The organism is Bradyrhizobium sp. 134, from assembly GCF_023074155.1.
In the GTDB taxonomy this organism is placed as follows: Bacteria; Pseudomonadota; Alphaproteobacteria; order Rhizobiales; family Xanthobacteraceae; genus Bradyrhizobium.
Map to the genome: position 1 here is coordinate 528062 of NZ_JADPKX010000053.1, position 16978 is coordinate 545039.

Genomic DNA, 16978 nt, shown 5'->3' on the forward strand with positions numbered 1-16978 from the left:
CCTATGAACCTGAACCGCCTCGCCTATTTCGCAGCCGTCGTGGACACCGGATCCTTCACGCGGGCCGCCGAGCGGCTCGGCATCACCAAGGCCGTGGTCAGCCAGCAGGTGGCGCAACTGGAGCGCGATCTCGGTACCAGCCTGCTCGTGCGCACGACGCGCCGGGTTCATCCGACCGAGGCGGGCCGGATGTTTCATGCGCGCTGCGCCATGATCCTGCGCGAGGCCGAGGATGCCTTCGACGAACTCGCCCAGGCCGCCGCCGCGCCGACCGGCACATTGCGGATCACGGCGCCGAACGACTACGGCACCGCCGTGGTCGTCGCCGTCGTCACCGCCTACGCGGCACGCTATCCCAACTGCCGGGTGGAGTTGACGCTCGAAGATCAGACGGTCGACCTCGCCTCAGGCCAGATCGACATGGCGATCCGGGTCGGCTGGCTGGTCGATTCCAGCCTGCAAGCGCGCAAGATCGGATCGTTCCGGCAATGTCTGGTCGGCGCTCCCGCGTTCACGGATCGGATCGCCGCCGCGCGCGATCCCGACGACCTCGTGACGCTCCCGTTCGTCGCCAACATGGCGCTGCGCGAGCCGCTGCTGTGGCAGTTCTCGCGCGGCGATCTCAACCGACGCGCCGTGCGCCTGCAGGCGAGCATCGCCATCGACACGACACCGGGCGTGCTCGCGGCCGTGCTCGCCGGCGGCGGTCTGTCGGTGCTGCCGGATTTCCTGGTGGCGGACGATCTCGCGGCGGGGCGCCTCATCCACATCCTGCCGCAATGGCAACTGCCATCCGGCGGCATCCACACGGTCTACCCTGCGGCTCGCTTCCGCCCGCCCAAGGTCACCGCGTTCGTGGAGATGCTGATCGCGGCTCAGCGACAGGGGAGTTCGGTCGGGGCGGATTAGGGCATGTACTCGCTAAGCGGCTAGCGGCGATAACCAGACCTCAGGTTACGAAAGCGCATCTGATGCGGCCTCCCTGCGGGTGAAGCAAGGTCCCACACCAGTTCGGTCTAAGCGGGAACTGCCTCGATGACCTGGAAGTGCAAGCCCGCGCGAGTTGTGCCGCGCATCTCAAATCCGGCCGTTCGGCATAGCTTGGAATATTCTTCGTAGCTCCGTTCCAGTGCACCGAGCATGACAAGCATATTCAGGTCACTGAATTTCGAGATTGGCCCCTCGTTCGGCGGCTCCACCACACGTTCGACAAGGAGCAATCTGGCATCAGCGGTCATCGCGCGGCGGCAGGTCTTCAGGATAGAAATCGCCTCCTTATCGTCCCAATCGTGGATGATCGCCCGCATCACGTAGGCGTCGGCCCCCTCCGGGATCGTTTCAAAGAAACTGCCCCCAACGATTTCGCATCTGTCGGCGACATCATGTTGGGTCAGAACTTCAGCCGCCTTGCCAACCACGTGCGGCTGATCGAACAGCGTTCCGCGCAGGCCCTTGTTTGCGCCGAGAATTCCCGCCAACAGTTGACCTTGGCCACCCCCGATATCCGCGACGTGACGAAAACGGCTAAAATCGTAGGCGGCGATGATGGCCTCGATGGCGCCACGAGAATTGGCCGTCATGGCTCGGTTGAAGATCGCGTTCTCATCTGGACGGGTGCTGCGATACTCCCATACGCTCTGACCGTTGAGATGCCGAAAGGCATTCTCCCCAGTGCGGACGCTGTGTTCAAGATTGCCCCAGGCCTGCCAGGCATAAGGTCGGCCGACATATGCGGCCCAGCCGTCGAGTGGCGTCGGCGAGTCAGAACGAAGACACTCGCCGATCGGAGTGAGCGAGAACGTCTTGTTCTCGGCCTCATGGAAAACACCGGCTGAAGCCAGCGCCCGCAAGAGCCGATAAAGTGTCCTGGGATGCGATCCGCTGAGCCGAGCAAGTTCGTTGCTGCTTAGTGGCCCGCGACTGAGGTGGTCGGCTATGCCAAGCCGGGCCGCTACGTGAATGGCCTGCGAAATCTGATAGCCGTTAATCAGCCGCGTAAGGTCCGAGAAAGCATTCGCGGTCATGATTTCATCTCCTCGCGCGGCCACGCGCACAGTGAAGATCCATCGAGTGCGGGCATTCGTGCAAACGGATGATATCGCAGAAATTGCGGTACGCACGCTGTATCGCAACGAAGCCCTTCAGATTCGACGCGGCTTAGGGGCCACAAGCCGCAGATCACGCTCAAGGTGGATGAATCCCGCTTTGCTTTGGCGAGCCGAGCCAACCCGGTGACCTGCCGCGCGTCAGTCGCGCGATACCACCAGCCCCGCCAGCAGCGGCGCATACGCGGCGAGCCGGCGGGATACGAACTCCGTGAAGAGCCGCACGCGCTTGGTCTTGCGTGTCTCGCCCTGCGTGAGGAGCCAGACCGTTCCGTACATGTGCAGATCGCTGCCTGGCACCCTCGCCAGCAGCGGGTCGGCATCGCCGACGAAGCACGGCAGCGTCGTGATGCCGAGCCCTTGCCGGACCGCAGCGATCTGCACCCCGGCGTCACTGGTTCTGAATGGAACGCCCGTGGTGCGAATCTCACCCGCGCTGGCCCAGTCCGGAATGCCGTGCATGCTGATGACGATCCAGCGGAAGGGATCAGGCGCGCCGGCACGCCACGCGGCCAGCCGATCCCTGGACATGTAGACGGCGCCGAACAGCTCCGGTCCCTTCATGCCGTGAAGATTTTGCGGCAGCGTTTTGCGGTCGTAGACGACGCGGATCGCGACGTCGGCCTCCCGGTTGGTCAGATTTGCCAGCTCGCCGAACGACAGGATATCCATCTCGATGTCGGGATGCAGACGCGCGAAATCGGCGAAATCACGCATGAGCAAATGTGTAGCCATCGGCGGCGCCAGCGTCACCCGCAGACGCCCGCGCACGCTCTGGTCGCGCCCGAACACGCGCGTCTCCAGCTGGTGCGACGACGCTTCCATCTGGTCCGCGAATTCGAGGACCTCCTCGCCCGCAGCCGTCAGGCGGTAGCCCGAAGGCAGCTTTTCGAACATCTGGACCCCGAGGCGTTCCTCGAGCTGGGCGATGCGTCGCAGCACGGTCGCGTGGTTCACGCCGAGGTGCTCGGCGGCCGCCCGCACCGAGCCTCCCCGCGCGACGGCTAGAAAATAGCGAACATCGTCCCAGTCGATCATGGTGCAATCCCGCACCGCGCGGTGCGCCTTCCAAGTCCAATCGAACGCCTCGTACCGCAGTATGGGCGGTCATCATAGCCCCGTTCCGGCGGGCGCAGCCCCTTCCCAACGGCCCGACGTCGATCGGTCGCGGCTGGCGTCGCTCGTCCGGCCGGATCGATTTCGCACCACCGATGTGCGCGTTTCCGCACTCAACGCCTGCCGCCGCCGGACCTATCTCGCGGGTCTCGGGGCAGACGCTGTCCCGACACCACGACAGGAGAAATCATGGGAAAGCTTGACGGCAAGGTTGCGGTCATCACGGGCGGATCGAGCGGCATGGCGCTGGCGAGCGCCAGGCGGTTCGTTGAAGAAGGCGCTTATGTTTTCGTCACGGGCCGGAGGCAGGAGGCGCTCGACGACGCCGTCAAGTTGATTGGCCGGAACGTGACGGGCGTGCGCGGCGACGCGGCCAATCTCGACGACCTCGACCGCCTGTTCGAAACGGTCAAGCGGGACAAGGGCAGGATCGACGTCCTGTACGCGAGCGCCGGCATGGGCGAAGCCGTCCCACTGGGCGAGATTACCGAGCAGCATTTCGATGCAACCTTCGGCCTGAATACGCGCGGCACGCTGTTTACTGTGCAGAAGGCGTTGCCGCTGTTTCGCGATGGCGGATCGATCTTCATGACGGGGTCCGTTGCGTCGGTGAAAGGTTTTCCTGGTTACGGCGTGTATGCGGCGAGCAAGGCGGCGCTGCGCTCATTTGCACGCACGTGGCTCAACGAACTGAAGGGCAGGAATATCCGGGTGAACGTGCTGAGCCCGGGGCCGATCGCCACACCGATGCAGGATCAGGTTCTCACCGAGGAAGCGAAGCGGATGTTCGAATCCCTGATCCCCAGGGGAACGATGGGTCGTCCTGAGGAAATCGCGGCGGTCGCGCTGTTTCTTGCTTCAGACGATTCGAGCTTCGTGAATGGGGTGGAGTTGTCGGTCGACGGCGGCTTCTCGGCCATCTGAACGGCCCGGAAATCAATATCAACACGGATTGGAGAAATATTATGAGCTACGCAATCATAGGATTCGGCAAGATCGGCCAGGCCCTCGCCCATGCCTTCGCCCGTAAAAGCATCGCCGTAACGGTCGCGAGCCGCCGGCCGCCCGAGGCGTTGGCGCCGCAGGCCCGGGCGATTGGACCCACGGTCGTCGCCAAGTCGCTGCGGGAAGCACTGGAGGCCGACACGATCATCCTGGCGGTCCCGTTCGGGGAGCATCGCGAGGTTGCGAAGGCCCTGCCGAGCTGGAAAGGCAAGACGATCATCGACGCGACGAACGGGTTTGGAGAAGAGCTGGATGGTCTTCTGTCCTCCGCTGTCGTCGCGAAGGCGTTCACCGGCGCCAAGCTCGTGAAAGGTTTCAATCACCTGGGTGCGGCCACTCTGGCCACCGATCCGGTCGTCGAGGGCGGCCACCGCGTCGTCTTTCTCTCGAGCGACGACGACGACGCGATTGCTCCCGTGGCGGCGCTGGCCAAACAACTCGGGTTCGCACCCGTCAAGCTGGGAAAGCTCAACGAGGGTGGCGCGCTGGTGCACGCACGCGGCCGGGTTTGGGGCCCGCTCATCTTCCAGGATTTGTTCAGGAAGGAGCAGTAATCGGCGTATCGGCGCCGTTCCAGGAGCGGAGCGACGCCCGGCGAAGCGGGCGGATTACGCCTTGCGGCTAATCCGCCCTGCGCACTGGCCGTGACGACCGCAGGCGTGCCCTCTACCGCCGCGTCGACAACCGCGGAGAACCTGGCCTTGGCATCGCGAATTCAATTTCGCGTATGGGCAAGCCTGGATTTTTATAGCTTCACACCGACGCTCGTCAGAAAGCTTCCCATACGGTTGTCAACCTCGGCCTTCGTCTCCGCCCACGCCGGGAACGACCGAAGAAGATTGTCGTGCCAGGCGATCAAGTTCGGATAGTCCTTGAACGGAAACTTTGCACGATCGACCTGGGAGAAAGGCGCCGCAATATCGATATCAGCAAAGGTCAACGCATCGCCAACCATGAACTTGCGGCCTTCAAGATGCTGGTCGAGGACCTTCGCTGCGGCGCGGATCTTACGCTCCGCGAACGCGATGAGGGACTCGTCCTTCGGCAAGCCCATGATCGTCTTGGCGACGCGCTCGTCGAAGAGAGTGGTCGTGAAGGTGCGCCACTGTTCGCCGGACCAGAACATCCACTGAAGCACCTGGAATTGCTCCTCCGGCGTGGTTCCGACCAGCGGCGAGTTCACCTTGCTGGCGAGATACAGATTGATCGCTGATGCTTCCCAGACAATGGTGTCCCCATCCTCCAGAACCGGAGTGAGACCGTTGGGATTGAGACGTGATTTGAACGCGTCGGTTTGGCTCTCGCCTTTGAAAAGGTCGACGCTCACGCGATCGAGTTCAATGCCCATGATCTTCGCAGCCGTGGTCACGCGACGCAAGCTGCCCGAGCCCGCATCACCATAGATCTTGATTGCCATCACTCTTCCTTTCAGCACGGCCCCTCAGCGGGCGGCCGACTGCCGAGTCGCATATTCGTTTTGCAAATGAAATTGACGCCTATAGAATGGTATCTATTCTTGAGAGGAATGGATTGAGGATTGCATGCGTGGCCCGGCGTGTCCGGAAAACAAGTGACGGATAAGCTGGACGCGATGCGGATGTTCGTGCGCGTCGTCGAAAGCGGAAGCTTTTCGCAGGCGGCGCGTGACCTCAACGTCAGCCAGCCGACGGTCAGCAAACAGCTCGCTGCGCTCGAAGCGCGGCTCGGGACGCAACTCCTCGCGAGAAATTCCCGTGCCCTTGCCGTGACGCCGGCAGGACAGGACTATTACGAGGCCACCGTCCGTATCCTTCAGGATATCGACTCGCTCGAAGAGAGAGTCCTTGAGGGGCAGTCCGCCCCTTCAGGGCTGGTCCGCGTGACCCTCTCGCCAGCCTTCGGGAGGATGTTCGTTATTCCCCGGCTATCGGATTTCAGGAACCGTTTCCCCGACGTCGCGATTGAGATGGAAGTCTCCGGGCGACACGTTGACCTCATCGAGGAAGGGATAGACGTCGCGATCCGTATCGGTCGGCTTTCGGATTCAGCACTCGTCGCCCGGCGCATCGGCGACATGCGGATGATAACCGTGGCCTCTGCCAGCTATCTTGCCCAACACGGCGCACCGCAAACGCTAGGCGAACTGCGCAACCACCAGCGCATCAGCTATGTCTACCAGGGCGATATCATTGGGTGGGGTTTCCACGTAGACGGCGGGCAGGTCACGGTCGATGGTGGGGGAGCGTTCCGCACGAATGACGCCGAGCATGTCCGCGGCGCGGTTCTCGCGGGCCTCGGCATTGCCCATCACGCGAGTTGGTTGTTCACGGATGTGCTGGCGTCGGGCGAGGTCGTACGCATTCTGGACCAGCATGCGCCGCCGCCCTTCCCGATCAACGCAGTTACCGCTGCCGGACGGCGCATGCCCTCCCGCGTGCGGCAATTCATCGATTTCCTCGCTGCGATTTGCGCCGAGGAGCCGGAATTAAGGGTCGGCGAAGGCTAAAGCGGCAGGGAGTGGACGGCGTGACCGGACAGTGCACTAAAGTTGAGACTGGTTTTGCGCACTGTCACCATAACCGAGCCGGATCACTTTTTTGTCGTGCCCTCAGATGGCAGCTGTGCCGACCCGCCGATTTTCGTCGAGACCACGTAGACGTCGACGCCGCTCATCGAGCATTCCTCGCTTGATGCCTGGTTTTTCGTGATGACCTCGATCGTCTTGCCATCCCTGGTGTGAAACGTGATGTCGTAGACCTGCTGGTAGAGGTCTTTGCCGATCTTTTCGGATGCGAGACGAACGGCCTTGGTCTGCGCCTCGATCACTGATGGGATATCAATCAGGCCGGCGTTCTTGAGGTGCACGAGGGCCATGTTGGTGGGCCAACTCGCGCAGTCCGGAGACTTCGCCAGAGCCACCCCAGCCGGCATGGCAAATATTGCGGCCATCACCACTCTCAACGCAGCGCGCATCACTGCACCACCTTGATGGTGCGGTCGCCACTTTTCCGGATCTGCTTGCTCCTCCTGATGGGCAGGACGGCAACGTACATGCCGTCGCGGTCGCCGCGCCTGTAAAGCTTCTTGCCAGGCTTGAGCTTCGGAAGTCCCGTATCGTTCAACAAGGTATTCTCCGTTCGGTTCGACGCCAGATACCAGCATGGCACATGATGGTACAGAACCGACCGAAACGGAGCCTCTAAAAACGTGCCCTCGGCGACCAGCAAATATGGCGAGATTGGGCGCGACGCGGCGATACAGAATGTTGTGCCCAAAAATCCTTGTCTTCATGAGTTACCCATCGTTTTTACCGGTGCATGCCGTCTCACTCAGTCACTAAAAATTCCTACTCAATCGTCCCCGGCGGCTTGGATCACGGTAACAGTGCTTTCAACTCGCAAGCCTCCTTTGGCGAGCGATAATTAAATGCACTGTAATCTCAGCACCCGAACTTGGCAGCCAGCAGGTTTGTTGATATCAAGAAATCAAGGGGGAATCAGTGGACGGCGATGGCATCTTCGAAGGGCAGACCGAAAGCCGATACCGAGCCAGTGATGGTGAGGCTTCCGGCGGCACTCGTTGCGGTCGTAGACGAGTTCCGGCGCGAGCAGTCAAACATCCCCAGCCGTCCAGAGGCAATCCGTATTCTGCTCAAGGGCCAACTCGTCGCACTCGGCTATATCAAGGCTGAGCCATGACCCAGCCGCCCGTTCAACCCAAGATCTATCACATCGTCAATTTTGATCGACTGCCCTCAATTATCGCGCACGGTCGATTGCTTTGCGATTCCGAGATCGTAAAGCTGCAGCTTCCCGGTACGACAATCGGTATGGGATCGATCAAGGCGCGCCGATTGCAACTTCCGGTCAAATGCTACGCGAATGCGGTTGTGGGCGACTTCGTGCCGTTTTATTTTTGCCCGCGCTCCGTCATGCTGTATGTCATCCATTGCGCGAACAACCCCGAACTCACATATAAAGGCGGCCAAGGACCTATCGTCCATCTTGAGGCAGACCTTTATGCGGTGCTTCAATGGGCGAGTGCCAACAACCATAGTTGGGCATTCAGCGGTTCAAATGCTGGTGCTGCATATGCGCAGTTCTGTAGAGACGTCGCGCAGCTCAATCAGCTAGACTGGCAGCACATTGCTGCGACGCAATGGGCGCAAGCCGAGATCAAGGAAGCCAAACAGGCGGAGTTCCTGATGTACAATCACTTTCCTTGGCACCTTGTCGACCGCATCGGGACGCATTCGCTCGCCGTATTTAATGCCGTGATGAATTCATTGGCTCAGGCTTCACACAAGCCCGCCGTGCAGATCGTGCCGGCTTGGTACTACTGAGGAGGTCCGAATGATTCAATTCAGGATCGGCAATATCCTCGAGGCCGATGTTGACGGCGTCGTCAATACGGTGAATTGCGTCGGGATCATGGGACGCGGGATTGCGCTGCAGTTCAAGAATATCTTTCCCAATAACTTCAAAGCCTACGCTGCAGCCTGCGACCGGAAGGAAGTCCAGCCGGGCAAAATGTTTGTATACGAGACGGGAAAGCTTTCTCCTCGCTATATCATCAATTTCCCAACCAAACGGCATTGGAAAGGCAAGAGCCGCATTGAAGATATCGATGAAGGGCTGATCGACCTTGTTCGCGTTATCAAGGATCGCAAAATTCGGTCGATCGCGATCCCGCCCCTGGGCTCAGGTCTGGGAGGTCTTAGTTGGAGCGATGTCCGTCCCCGGATCGTCGCCGCGCTTGAAGCGGTGCCTGATGTCGCAACGGTCGTGTATGAACCTTCGGGCGCTCCTGACGCTGCGGCATTGGCCCGCAATCGCAAGATTCCAAATATGACTCCGGGCCGAGCGGCGCTCGTCGTCCTTATGCAGCGTTATTTGAATGGACTTATGGATCCGTTCGTTACATTGCTTGAAGCCCACAAGCTCCTTTTCTTCATGCAGGAGGCTGGCGAAGGTCTTAAACTCAACTATCGCAAGGCAAACTATGGGCCTTATGCCGAGAACCTTCGTCATGTGCTCAAGAGCATAGAGGGTCATTTGGTCACAGGTTATTCCGATGGCGGTGATGACCCGACCAAGCGCTTGAGCCTGGTGCCTGGCGCATACGAGGACGCCGATCGGTTCCTTGCCAATCAGGAGGAGACACGAACGCGCTTTGATCGGGTCGCGAAGTTGGTAGAGGGCTTTGAGAGCCCGTATGGCTTGGAGTTGCTGTCGACTGTCTACTGGGTCGCGAAAAATGAAAGCGCCCAGACGCTGTCAGAGGTCGAATCCAAGGTCTACGATTGGAATGACCGGAAGCGACGGTTCACACCCGAGCAGATTGCGGTTGCATTGAATGTCCTTGGCCAGCGGGGATGGCTGGAGCGAGACGTTGCAGTTCGCCCGACTCTCCCCGCAGCTATGGCGACAGCTCACGCGGCTTCGGCGTAGCTGCCCGGCCAATGGTTACCTACGGGACCCCTTCAGGCTCGGTGAGTTTATCTCGACTGAAGGCGAGACGCTCTCAGAATTTTTCAACTAGGTCTTCAAGTTCTTTCAGCCAAACCGAAACGTCCTTCGCTTCACTCGGCAGCGATTTGTAGTCATGAGCGGCTTCGTTCCTAACTGTATATTCTTCGTGCAGTGAATTCAAAACAGCTTGGTCGCCGTGAAAGATGAGATCAAGCCGGCGTCGGACAGGAATTCCTTTCACAGTCTCCAGCAATTGACGCCACGCAACGCCGTCAACAGTGCGTGCTCGGGACTTTTCTTCAATGCGCTCTTCGGCTTCTTTGCGAACCAGGTATTCGAATTGTCCCCACCCCAAAAGGTAGAACGCGACATCCAGGGTCTGGCGAAACCGCTCAAGATCTTGTGTTGACCCACTGCGCTTGCGAATCTCCTGATTGAGCAACTCGATGAGTTTATCGTAAGCTCGCTTGGTCTCTGTAAGGCGACTCATCGAGCGCTCGTCAGTTCTACGAGGAGCGCCTTTTCAAAGGGTCTTGTTTGACGCCGATCTTCGGACGAGATCAGTCGCCATTCGAACTCGTTGTCTTTCTTGATGGCGACAAGGATCCAAGTTCGTTCCTTGGTGATAATGTCAATCCTGCCCCATGCCCCGATCAACCAAAGCCCGCGCGGAACGAAACTCGTCACGACTTGATCGCCGCGGAGCAAATCGAGGATAGGCAATTCACGGTCCGTGACCGCGAATTTCTGCATAATCTCTTCCGACATCGTAACAGTGCGGGTTTGTTCGAGGCGCAAGTCGCGCTTATCATCGATCCACTCCCGAACCTGCGCATAAAGACGCTCGATGCGCTGAACCCAGTTTTCGACCTCATCGACGACTCGGTTACGTTCGAAGATGCCCTCTGATGTCTTTTCCCAAACATTCAGCGGCACAAGCTGGTCGAATTGAAGCACACTCCCTTCCAGTCGCATGACGGTAAGCTTCAATCGCTCGATGTTGAAGAACCACACCTCCGCCCTTTGATTTTTGGATTTCGCGAAGTTCAGGTGCTCCATGCCCGCGTCGAAGTCTCGCCGTTTCGGGTCTCGTTCCCTGACTTTGACCTCTACGAGAATGTGGTCGCCCGCAGAGTTAACCAGTTCGATGTCAGCGCCAATGTCGCCTGCGGACGCTGACTGCGCCCGCGTCATGCCCGCGACCTGCAGCGTTTCCGTGATACGGGATTCTCCGACCTCGCTTTCGTCGGCGACGCGCGGCAAGGTTGGCGAGGCATCGGGATCAAAGCGCAGCGGTTCTGGCAATCCGCCTTCAGTTCCGAACACCACGAAGCGATTGCCGAGATTGACCAGGATCTGCCGCCTGTCGGCATCGGCAAGAGAGACGCTATTCATAAATGCGCACCATCCCACTCACTCCTAAAACATAAATACCTATCGACGTCTTTCGCAGGCTATCGAAGGACAAAACTACGCTGGGCTATCCCAATCTATCCTGCTGTATCCTCCTTCACTCCCACTCGATCGTCCCAGGCGGCTTGCTCGTCACGTCGTACACCACCCGGTTCACGCCCTTCACCTCGTTGATGATGCGCGTGGCGGTCTCGCCGAGAAACTTCATGTCGAACTGGTAGAAGTCCGCGGTCATGCCGTCGGTGGAGGTGACCGCGCGCAGGCCGACCACGAAGTCGTAGGTGCGGCCGTCGCCCATGACGCCGACGGTCTTCACGGGCAGCAGCACCGCAAAAGCCTGCCAGATGTCATCGTAGAGGCCGTGCTTGCGGATCTGGTCGATGTAGACGGCGTCGGCCTTGCGCAGGATGTCGAGTTTTTCGCGCGTGATGTCGCCGGGGCAGCGGATGGCAAGGCCGGGGCCCGGGAACGGGTGGCGGCCGACGAAGATTTCGGGCAGGCCGAGCTCTCGGCCGAGCTTGCGGACCTCGTCCTTGAACAGCTCGCGCAGCGGCTCGACCAGCTTCATGTTCATGCGCTCAGGAAGACCGCCGACATTGTGGTGCGACTTGATCGTCACCGAGGGGCCGCCGGTGAAGGAGACACTCTCGATCACGTCGGGATAGAGCGTGCCTTGGGCGAGGAAGTCGGCGCCGCCGATCTTCTTGGCCTCCGCCTCGAACACCTCGATGAAGAGGCGACCGATGGTCTTGCGCTTGGTCTCGGGATCGGTGACGCCTTCGAGCTCACCGAGAAATTGCTTCGAGGCATCCACGTGCACGAGCGGGATGTTGTAGTGGTGGCGGAACAGGTCGACCACGGTCTTGGCTTCATCGAGACGCAGCATGCCGTGATCGACGAACACGCAGGTGAGCTGCTCGCCGATCGCTTCGTGGATCAGCACGGCCGCGACCGCGGAATCGACTCCGCCGGAGAGGCCGCAGAGCACCCTGCCCTTGCCGACCTGGGCGCGAATTTTGGCGATCTCCTCCTCGCGGAAGGCGCGCATGGTCCAGTCGCCGGACAGGCCTGCGATCTTGCGAACGAAGTTGCGGATCAGTTTGGCGCCGTCGGGCGTGTGCACCACTTCGGGATGGAACATCAGGCCGTAATATTTGCGCGTCTCGTCCTGGATGATCGCGAACGGCGCGTTCGGCGAGGTACCGGCGACGGAGAAGCCCGGCGGCATCTTGGTGATGCGGTCGCCATGGCTCATCCAGACCTGGTTCTTGCCGCCCGGTGACCAGACGTCCTCGAACAGCTTGCTCGGCGCCTTGACCTCGACATCGGCGCGGCCGAATTCGCGGTGATGGCCGCCCTCGACCGTGCCCCCGAGCTGCTCCGCCATGGCCATCTGGCCGTAGCAGATGCCCATCACCGGCACGCCGGAATCGAAGATCGCTTGCGGGGCGCGGGGCGAGCCCGCCTCATGCACCGACTCAGGGCCGCCGGAGAGAATCACCGCCTTCGGCTTCATCTCGTTGAAGGCTTGTTCGGCCTTGTTGAACGGGACGATCTCGCAGTAGACGCCGTCCTCGCGCACGCGACGCGCAATGAGCTGCGTCACCTGGCTGCCGAAGTCGACGATGAGAATCTTGTCGTGCGCCGAGGCCACGGAGGGCGTCGACGCGGAGCGGTCGTTCTGTGCTGCTGTCATGGCAAGCAGATACGCGACGGGGGCTTTTCCCGCAACCGCGCGGGCCGCGCGCCCACATTCTTCTTTGGGCATGGACAAATGGATATAGGTCAGTATCATTGACCTAATGTGCTCCACATCACAAAGGGGCCGATCAGGGAGGAACGCCATGTCACAGCACCATCAGCCATCTACGCTTGCCGCACTCGGCCGGACCTGGGTCGAGGCCTGGAATACTGGCGAGCTCGAACGCGTGCTCACGCTCTATGCAGAGGACACCGTGATGACCTCGGACCGCATTCCCGCGATGGGGTTCGATGAAAGCGGCACCGTGCGCGGCAAGGATGCCTTGCGGGCGTATTGGGGCAAGGCGCTCGGGCTTTTGCCGGACCTGCATTTCTCGCTCATCGAATTGTTCGTCAGCCCGGACAGCGTCGTGGTGTTCTACGAGAACGAGCGCGGAAAGCGGATCTGCGAATATCTGCGGGTGAATGCGGAAGGAAAGATTGTGCAGGGATCGGCGAATCATCCGGGGCACTAGCCTGTCCCCCGTCATTGCGAGCGAAGCGAAGCAAATCCAGAATCTGTCCGCGGAGATAGTCTGGATTGCTTCGTCGCAAGGGCTCCTCGCAATGACGGAGACTGTGGCGAGCACATACGCTAACAACACCGGCGCCGGCTCTGACACAGGATTCCAGATGAAGCTCCCCACCTCCCCCTTCACCGTCACCGACTGGAGCAAGGTCGAGCCGACCATCCATCCCGGCGAGACCGGGCAGGCGCAGTGGCGCACGCTCGACATCGGCGATCTCCGGGTGCGGATGGTCGAATATACGCCGGGCTATCTCGCCGACCATTGGTGCGACCGCGGCCACGTGCTGTACGTGCTGCAGGGCGAGCTCGACAGCGAGCTGCGCGACGGCCGCAAGTTCAAGCTCACGGCGGGGATGAGCTACCAGGTCTCGGATTTCGGCGACGCAGCGCACCGGTCCTCGACCGCGACGGGGGCGACGCTGTTTATCGTCGATTGAGCGCCCCGGGAGGGTTAATTTGCACCGCAAAATAGCAAAATTCGGGGACATCCCGAGCGGCGGGTGGTGCCTTGAAGTGGCCCCAAAATCTCGCTATATTGTGATCATCGATACTTGGCCGAACGACTGGGCCGCTTCGCTTCGTTGCTGACGGGCGCGCACGCTTCAGATGATTTCTCCAACATCGACTGATCAGGATTATGGGCGCAATAGTGCGTACCGGTCCGCGTGTTAACTTCTTAAGCAAAGGAAATTCCCATGGCTATGGGCACCGTGAAGTGGTTCAACAATCAAAAGGGTTTTGGTTTCATTCAGCCGGATGACGGCGACAAGGACGTGTTCGTGCACATCAGCGCCGTCGAGCGCGCTGGCCTCTCGACCCTCAACGAAGGTCAGAAGGTCTCGTTCGACATCGTCGCCGATCGTCGCAGCGGCAAGTCCTCGGCTGACAATCTCCGCGTCGGCTAAAGCCCGCGCACCGTTCTGACCACGGACGTACCGGCAGAACGCAGACTTAGAAAACCCCGCGACCGGGTTCCGGTTCGCGGGGTTTTTGTTTTGGGGGCCGCCGCACCGGCGGTGACGGGGGTGGGTTATGCCTTCTTCAGCACCGAGACGAAGAACCCGTCCGTGCCCGTCCGCCGCGGCGTCATCAGCCAGCCTTCCGGCGATTGAAGCGCGGCTTGCGCAAACTCCTCCGCCTTGTCCCAGAGCACGCTCGCGGTCTGCTCGGGCGGCACCACCGCGAACTCGGGATGGCGGGAGGTGAACGCCCTCACCTGCTCGCCGTTCTCCTCGGAAAGCACCGAGCAGGTGATGTAGGCGATGCGGCCGCCGGCCTTGAGCAGCGGCACCGCGCGCTCGAGCACCTCGGTCTGGTCCCGCAGGCGAATCTCCAGCGCGCCCGGGCGCATGCGCCATTTGGCATCGGGGTTGCGGCGCCAGGTTCCGGTTCCGGTGCAGGGCGCGTCGATCACGACGAGGTCGGCGGTGGCGCTGATCTCGGCCAGCGGATCGACCTCGCCCTTGGGAGTGCGCACATCGGCATTGTGGACGCCGGCGCGCGACAGGCGTTCGTGGATAGGCGCAAGCTGCCGCTTGTCGCTGTCGGTCGCGATCAGCCGGCCCTTGCCCTGCATCATCGCGGCGAGCGCCAGCGTCTTGCCGCCGGCCCCCGCACAGAGATCGATCACCTGCTCGCCGGGTTTTGCCGCGGTCAAGGCAGCCGCAAGCTGCGACCCCTCATCCTGCACTTCAATGGCGCCCTTGATGAAATCCTCTTCGGCCTGGATGCCGGGGTTGCGCGCATCGGCCGAAAGCTCGATGCGCAGGCCGGTTGCGGACCACTGCGTCGGTTTCGCATGAAGATGAGCAAGCGCCCCCAGCGCCTTGTCGCGATTGGATTTTAGCGTGTTGACGCGCAGGTCGAGCGGCGCCCGGCTCGCCATCGCGGCCGCCTCCGCGACGCGCTCGTCGCCGAACGCTTTTGCCAAATACGGATCCAGCCATTCCGGATAGTCGCCGGCGATCGCGGCCGGGGCACCTTCAAGGGACCGCGAGGCGAGCGCGGCCTGCTCGGCCTCGGTCAACGGCGCGGGGGCAAAGCGGCTGCCGTCGAACAGCGCGGCCATCGTGGCCGTATCCATGTTGCGCTCGAGGCGAAGCATGCCGATCAGCCGCGCACGCGCGGTATCCGAATCCATCAGGTACGCGCTCGAGGCATAGCGGCGCAGCACGTCCCAGACGAGGCCGGCAATGGCGGCGCGGTCGCCGGAGCCAGCGAAGCGGTGTGCGGTGCCCCACTCCTTCAGCGCCTTGGCCGCGGGCACGCGGTCCTTCTCGATGGTGTCGATCAGTTCGATGGCTGCGGACAGCCGGGCAGCGGGAGTCATTTGAATCTTTCAGATCAAATCCGACGGCTAACCGTCAGATCAACAAGAGCATCTTCAGTGCGAAGTAGATCCACATCGCGAGCAGCACGAGCACGCCGGCGAGCCAGATCGTGGAGCGGCGGCCGAGATTGTTGGAGGAGACGAAGATTCCGGCATGGACGAAGCGCGTGACGACGAACACCCAGGACATCAGCACGATGAAGAGATCGGCATGGCGCAACGGGAGCGCCAGCGCGATCAGGACATAGAAAAGCACCGGAAGTTCGAACTGGTTGCGGTAGCAATTGGCGAATTGTGTGGCCCCCTTCGGCCAGTTGGGCTCGCCCAGCGCAATGTCACGACTCTTGGTCTCGCCGGAGACGAGCGCGCGCCGGCGTCCCATCGCCATGGCGATCAGGAGCGCGAAGGTGAGACCGACCTGCACGAAGACCGGCAGCAAAACCATTTGAACGGACATCGGAATTCCCGGGGTTGTCCCATCCGGCGGAAGCCACAGCTAGCGTCCATTAGCCGTCACCGCTGGTCCTGACAATCAACGAGTTGAACCGGCGTTCCCGATGAGGCGACCAACTGTCGACAGTTAAAGCGATTTTGCCCCTTGGGGCGCGCAAGGCGAGAGACCGCCATGAACACCCTCTTCAGCCAGTTCGCCAGCCTGACCGGCGCGTTGACCGAGTCGGCCGACGGCCAGTTCGGCATCCTGATGTCGGCGCTGGCAGGCATCGCGACGGCGCTTGCGGTGGCACTGGCGATGACGGTCTACTTCCGAATGAGCTATCGGACCTGGCGCGATGTCCTCAGGCACGGCCTCGCTGCGCTCGCCGCCCTCGCTCTGTTCGCCTTTGCCGCCTACGACATGCGCCATGCCGCGCTGGCCTATCTCGGCCTCAATCCGTCAAAACCCGCGGTCGAGTTCGAGATCCGCATGCCCAGGGAGACCTTGGCGGCGGCGTCCGACACCCAGATCGAGCTGCATACCGACCGAAACCAGACGCTGGCACTGGTCGAGGGCGTGCGGGAGCTCGGTGATGGCCGCTCCGTCCTGCGTGGCGCGGTGGCGCTCAACCACCGCACCGCGGACCGCGTGCTGGTCGTGAACCTGCCCGGCAAGGGCACCTTCGAATTCCGCCTCCGCCTGCCGGCCGAGCCGCATCGCTCCGAGCAGTCGGGCGCCCAATTCGGCCCTCAGTTCGGCCCTTGGCACCTCGCCGACCGCATCGCCTCGCCACTGGCGAGCCCGGTCGCGCCGCAGGACGCCTACATGATCCGCTATCGCGTGCTTTAACTTTGT

The 16978-nt window shown here is 61.3% G+C and carries 20 protein-coding genes; 10 read left to right on the forward strand and 10 right to left on the reverse strand.

Going from position 1 to position 16978, the window contains the following annotated elements; translation table 11 throughout:
* Positions 1-3 precede the first annotated feature (3 nt).
* Positions 4-909 (forward strand): LysR family transcriptional regulator, encoded by a 906-nt coding sequence (locus tag IVA75_RS23415; RefSeq protein WP_247286498.1) that lies wholly within the window; start codon positions 4-6, stop codon positions 907-909.
* Between the two features lie 107 nt (positions 910-1016).
* On the opposite strand, the gene IVA75_RS23420 is transcribed toward IVA75_RS23415, so the two are convergent.
* Together IVA75_RS23420 and IVA75_RS23425 are read right to left on the reverse strand one after the other, a co-directional pair.
* Positions 1017-2024 (reverse strand): acetylserotonin O-methyltransferase, encoded by a 1008-nt coding sequence (locus IVA75_RS23420; protein WP_247286499.1) that lies wholly within the window; start codon positions 2022-2024, stop codon positions 1017-1019.
* 222 nt (positions 2025-2246) lie between these two features.
* Positions 2247-3143 (reverse strand): LysR family transcriptional regulator, encoded by an 897-nt coding sequence (locus IVA75_RS23425; RefSeq protein ID WP_247286500.1) that lies wholly within the window; start codon positions 3141-3143, stop codon positions 2247-2249.
* A 267-nt stretch (positions 3144-3410) separates the two neighbouring features.
* Between IVA75_RS23425 and IVA75_RS23430 the strand changes: the two genes are divergently transcribed.
* Both IVA75_RS23430 and IVA75_RS23435 read left to right on the forward strand, forming a co-directional pair.
* Positions 3411-4145 carry an SDR family oxidoreductase gene (locus IVA75_RS23430; RefSeq protein WP_247286501.1) on the forward strand — a complete coding sequence of 245 codons (735 nt, stop codon included), beginning with the start codon at positions 3411-3413 and terminating at the stop codon, positions 4143-4145.
* A gap of 41 nt (positions 4146-4186) precedes the next feature.
* Positions 4187-4780, forward strand: a complete 594-nt coding sequence (locus tag IVA75_RS23435; RefSeq protein WP_247286502.1) for an NAD(P)-binding domain-containing protein — start codon at positions 4187-4189, stop codon at positions 4778-4780.
* 191 nt (positions 4781-4971) lie between these two features.
* Here the strand turns inward: IVA75_RS23435 and IVA75_RS23440 are convergent, their stop codons facing one another.
* Positions 4972-5643, reverse strand: a complete 672-nt coding sequence (locus IVA75_RS23440; RefSeq protein ID WP_247286503.1) for a glutathione S-transferase family protein — start codon at positions 5641-5643, stop codon at positions 4972-4974.
* A gap of 153 nt (positions 5644-5796) precedes the next feature.
* Between IVA75_RS23440 and IVA75_RS23445 the strand changes: the two genes are divergently transcribed.
* Complete coding sequence (locus tag IVA75_RS23445; protein ID WP_247286504.1) at positions 5797-6711, forward strand: LysR family transcriptional regulator; 915 nt, start codon at positions 5797-5799, stop codon at positions 6709-6711.
* Between the two features lie 83 nt (positions 6712-6794).
* Here the strand turns inward: IVA75_RS23445 and IVA75_RS23450 are convergent, their stop codons facing one another.
* Both IVA75_RS23450 and IVA75_RS23455 read right to left on the reverse strand, forming a co-directional pair.
* The gene (locus IVA75_RS23450; protein ID WP_247286506.1) at positions 6795-7154 is read right to left on the reverse strand and encodes a hypothetical protein; all 360 of its coding nucleotides are present in this window, start codon (positions 7152-7154) and stop codon (positions 6795-6797) included.
* Positions 7155-7177: 23 nt separating this feature from the next.
* Positions 7178-7330: an integrase gene (locus tag IVA75_RS23455; protein ID WP_247286508.1), complete on the reverse strand. Its 153-nt coding sequence runs from the start codon at positions 7328-7330 to the stop codon at positions 7178-7180.
* Positions 7331-7899: 569 nt separating this feature from the next.
* On the opposite strand from IVA75_RS23455, the gene IVA75_RS23460 reads away from it, so the two are divergent.
* Complete coding sequence (locus IVA75_RS23460) at positions 7900-8547, forward strand: DUF4433 domain-containing protein (RefSeq protein WP_247286510.1); 648 nt, start codon at positions 7900-7902, stop codon at positions 8545-8547.
* Between the two features lie 10 nt (positions 8548-8557).
* Complete coding sequence (locus IVA75_RS23465; protein ID WP_247286513.1) at positions 8558-9655, forward strand: macro domain-containing protein; 1098 nt, start codon at positions 8558-8560, stop codon at positions 9653-9655.
* Positions 9656-9728: 73 nt separating this feature from the next.
* Here IVA75_RS23465 and IVA75_RS23470 read toward each other — a convergent pair whose 3' ends face one another.
* From IVA75_RS23470 to guaA, 3 genes are all read right to left on the reverse strand, one after another.
* Positions 9729-10166, reverse strand: coding sequence for a hypothetical protein (locus IVA75_RS23470; protein ID WP_247286515.1), 438 nt, complete (start codon positions 10164-10166; stop codon positions 9729-9731).
* Complete coding sequence (locus IVA75_RS23475; RefSeq protein WP_247286516.1) at positions 10163-11071, reverse strand: hypothetical protein; 909 nt, start codon at positions 11069-11071, stop codon at positions 10163-10165. Before IVA75_RS23475 ends, IVA75_RS23470 begins: the two co-directional genes overlap by 4 nt.
* A 115-nt stretch (positions 11072-11186) precedes the next feature.
* Positions 11187-12785 carry a glutamine-hydrolyzing GMP synthase gene (gene guaA, locus IVA75_RS23480; RefSeq protein WP_247286517.1) on the reverse strand — a complete coding sequence of 533 codons (1599 nt, stop codon included), beginning with the start codon at positions 12783-12785 and terminating at the stop codon, positions 11187-11189.
* A 148-nt stretch (positions 12786-12933) separates the two neighbouring features.
* Between guaA and IVA75_RS23485 the strand changes: the two genes are divergently transcribed.
* The 3 genes from IVA75_RS23485 to IVA75_RS23495 all read left to right on the forward strand — a co-directional run bounded on the left by IVA75_RS23485 (position 12934) and on the right by IVA75_RS23495 (position 14263).
* Positions 12934-13305 carry a nuclear transport factor 2 family protein gene (locus tag IVA75_RS23485; protein ID WP_247286518.1) on the forward strand — a complete coding sequence of 124 codons (372 nt, stop codon included), beginning with the start codon at positions 12934-12936 and terminating at the stop codon, positions 13303-13305.
* Between the two features lie 157 nt (positions 13306-13462).
* Positions 13463-13795 carry a DHCW motif cupin fold protein gene (locus tag IVA75_RS23490; RefSeq protein WP_027569587.1) on the forward strand — a complete coding sequence of 111 codons (333 nt, stop codon included), beginning with the start codon at positions 13463-13465 and terminating at the stop codon, positions 13793-13795.
* 258 nt (positions 13796-14053) lie between these two features.
* Positions 14054-14263 (forward strand): cold-shock protein, encoded by a 210-nt coding sequence (locus tag IVA75_RS23495; protein WP_007592195.1) that lies wholly within the window; start codon positions 14054-14056, stop codon positions 14261-14263.
* 125 nt (positions 14264-14388) lie between these two features.
* Here the strand turns inward: IVA75_RS23495 and IVA75_RS23500 are convergent, their stop codons facing one another.
* Together IVA75_RS23500 and IVA75_RS23505 are read right to left on the reverse strand one after the other, a co-directional pair.
* Positions 14389-15687 (reverse strand): RsmB/NOP family class I SAM-dependent RNA methyltransferase, encoded by a 1299-nt coding sequence (locus tag IVA75_RS23500; RefSeq protein ID WP_247286519.1) that lies wholly within the window; start codon positions 15685-15687, stop codon positions 14389-14391.
* Between the two features lie 34 nt (positions 15688-15721).
* Positions 15722-16144 carry an MAPEG family protein gene (locus tag IVA75_RS23505; protein WP_027569585.1) on the reverse strand — a complete coding sequence of 141 codons (423 nt, stop codon included), beginning with the start codon at positions 16142-16144 and terminating at the stop codon, positions 15722-15724.
* A 168-nt stretch (positions 16145-16312) separates the two neighbouring features.
* Between IVA75_RS23505 and IVA75_RS23510 the strand changes: the two genes are divergently transcribed.
* Positions 16313-16972, forward strand: coding sequence for a hypothetical protein (locus IVA75_RS23510; protein ID WP_027569584.1), 660 nt, complete (start codon positions 16313-16315; stop codon positions 16970-16972).
* Positions 16973-16978: the final 6 nt, after the last annotated feature.

Excerpts from the sequence above, each read along its gene's own strand:
- IVA75_RS23415 (WP_247286498.1), top strand. The coding sequence starts at position 4 with ATGAACCTGAACCGCCTCGCCTATTTCGCAGCCGTCGTGGACACCGGA.
- IVA75_RS23420 (WP_247286499.1), bottom strand. The coding sequence starts at position 2,024 with ATGACCGCGAATGCTTTCTCGGACCTTACGCGGCTGATTAACGGCTAT.
- IVA75_RS23425 (WP_247286500.1), bottom strand. The coding sequence starts at position 3,143 with ATGATCGACTGGGACGATGTTCGCTATTTTCTAGCCGTCGCGCGGGGA.
- IVA75_RS23430 (WP_247286501.1), top strand. The coding sequence starts at position 3,411 with ATGGGAAAGCTTGACGGCAAGGTTGCGGTCATCACGGGCGGATCGAGC.
- IVA75_RS23435 (WP_247286502.1), top strand. The coding sequence starts at position 4,187 with ATGAGCTACGCAATCATAGGATTCGGCAAGATCGGCCAGGCCCTCGCC.
- IVA75_RS23440 (WP_247286503.1), bottom strand. The coding sequence starts at position 5,643 with ATGGCAATCAAGATCTATGGTGATGCGGGCTCGGGCAGCTTGCGTCGC.
- IVA75_RS23450 (WP_247286506.1), bottom strand. The coding sequence starts at position 7,154 with ATGGCCGCAATATTTGCCATGCCGGCTGGGGTGGCTCTGGCGAAGTCT.
- IVA75_RS23460 (WP_247286510.1), top strand. The coding sequence starts at position 7,900 with ATGACCCAGCCGCCCGTTCAACCCAAGATCTATCACATCGTCAATTTT.
- IVA75_RS23465 (WP_247286513.1), top strand. The coding sequence starts at position 8,558 with ATGATTCAATTCAGGATCGGCAATATCCTCGAGGCCGATGTTGACGGC.
- IVA75_RS23470 (WP_247286515.1), bottom strand. The coding sequence starts at position 10,166 with ATGAGTCGCCTTACAGAGACCAAGCGAGCTTACGATAAACTCATCGAG.
- IVA75_RS23475 (WP_247286516.1), bottom strand. The coding sequence starts at position 11,071 with ATGAATAGCGTCTCTCTTGCCGATGCCGACAGGCGGCAGATCCTGGTC.
- guaA (WP_247286517.1), bottom strand. The coding sequence starts at position 12,785 with ATGACAGCAGCACAGAACGACCGCTCCGCGTCGACGCCCTCCGTGGCC.
- IVA75_RS23485 (WP_247286518.1), top strand. The coding sequence starts at position 12,934 with ATGTCACAGCACCATCAGCCATCTACGCTTGCCGCACTCGGCCGGACC.
- IVA75_RS23490 (WP_027569587.1), top strand. The coding sequence starts at position 13,463 with ATGAAGCTCCCCACCTCCCCCTTCACCGTCACCGACTGGAGCAAGGTC.
- IVA75_RS23495 (WP_007592195.1), top strand. The coding sequence starts at position 14,054 with ATGGCTATGGGCACCGTGAAGTGGTTCAACAATCAAAAGGGTTTTGGT.
- IVA75_RS23500 (WP_247286519.1), bottom strand. The coding sequence starts at position 15,687 with ATGACTCCCGCTGCCCGGCTGTCCGCAGCCATCGAACTGATCGACACC.
- IVA75_RS23505 (WP_027569585.1), bottom strand. The coding sequence starts at position 16,144 with ATGTCCGTTCAAATGGTTTTGCTGCCGGTCTTCGTGCAGGTCGGTCTC.
- IVA75_RS23510 (WP_027569584.1), top strand. The coding sequence starts at position 16,313 with ATGAACACCCTCTTCAGCCAGTTCGCCAGCCTGACCGGCGCGTTGACC.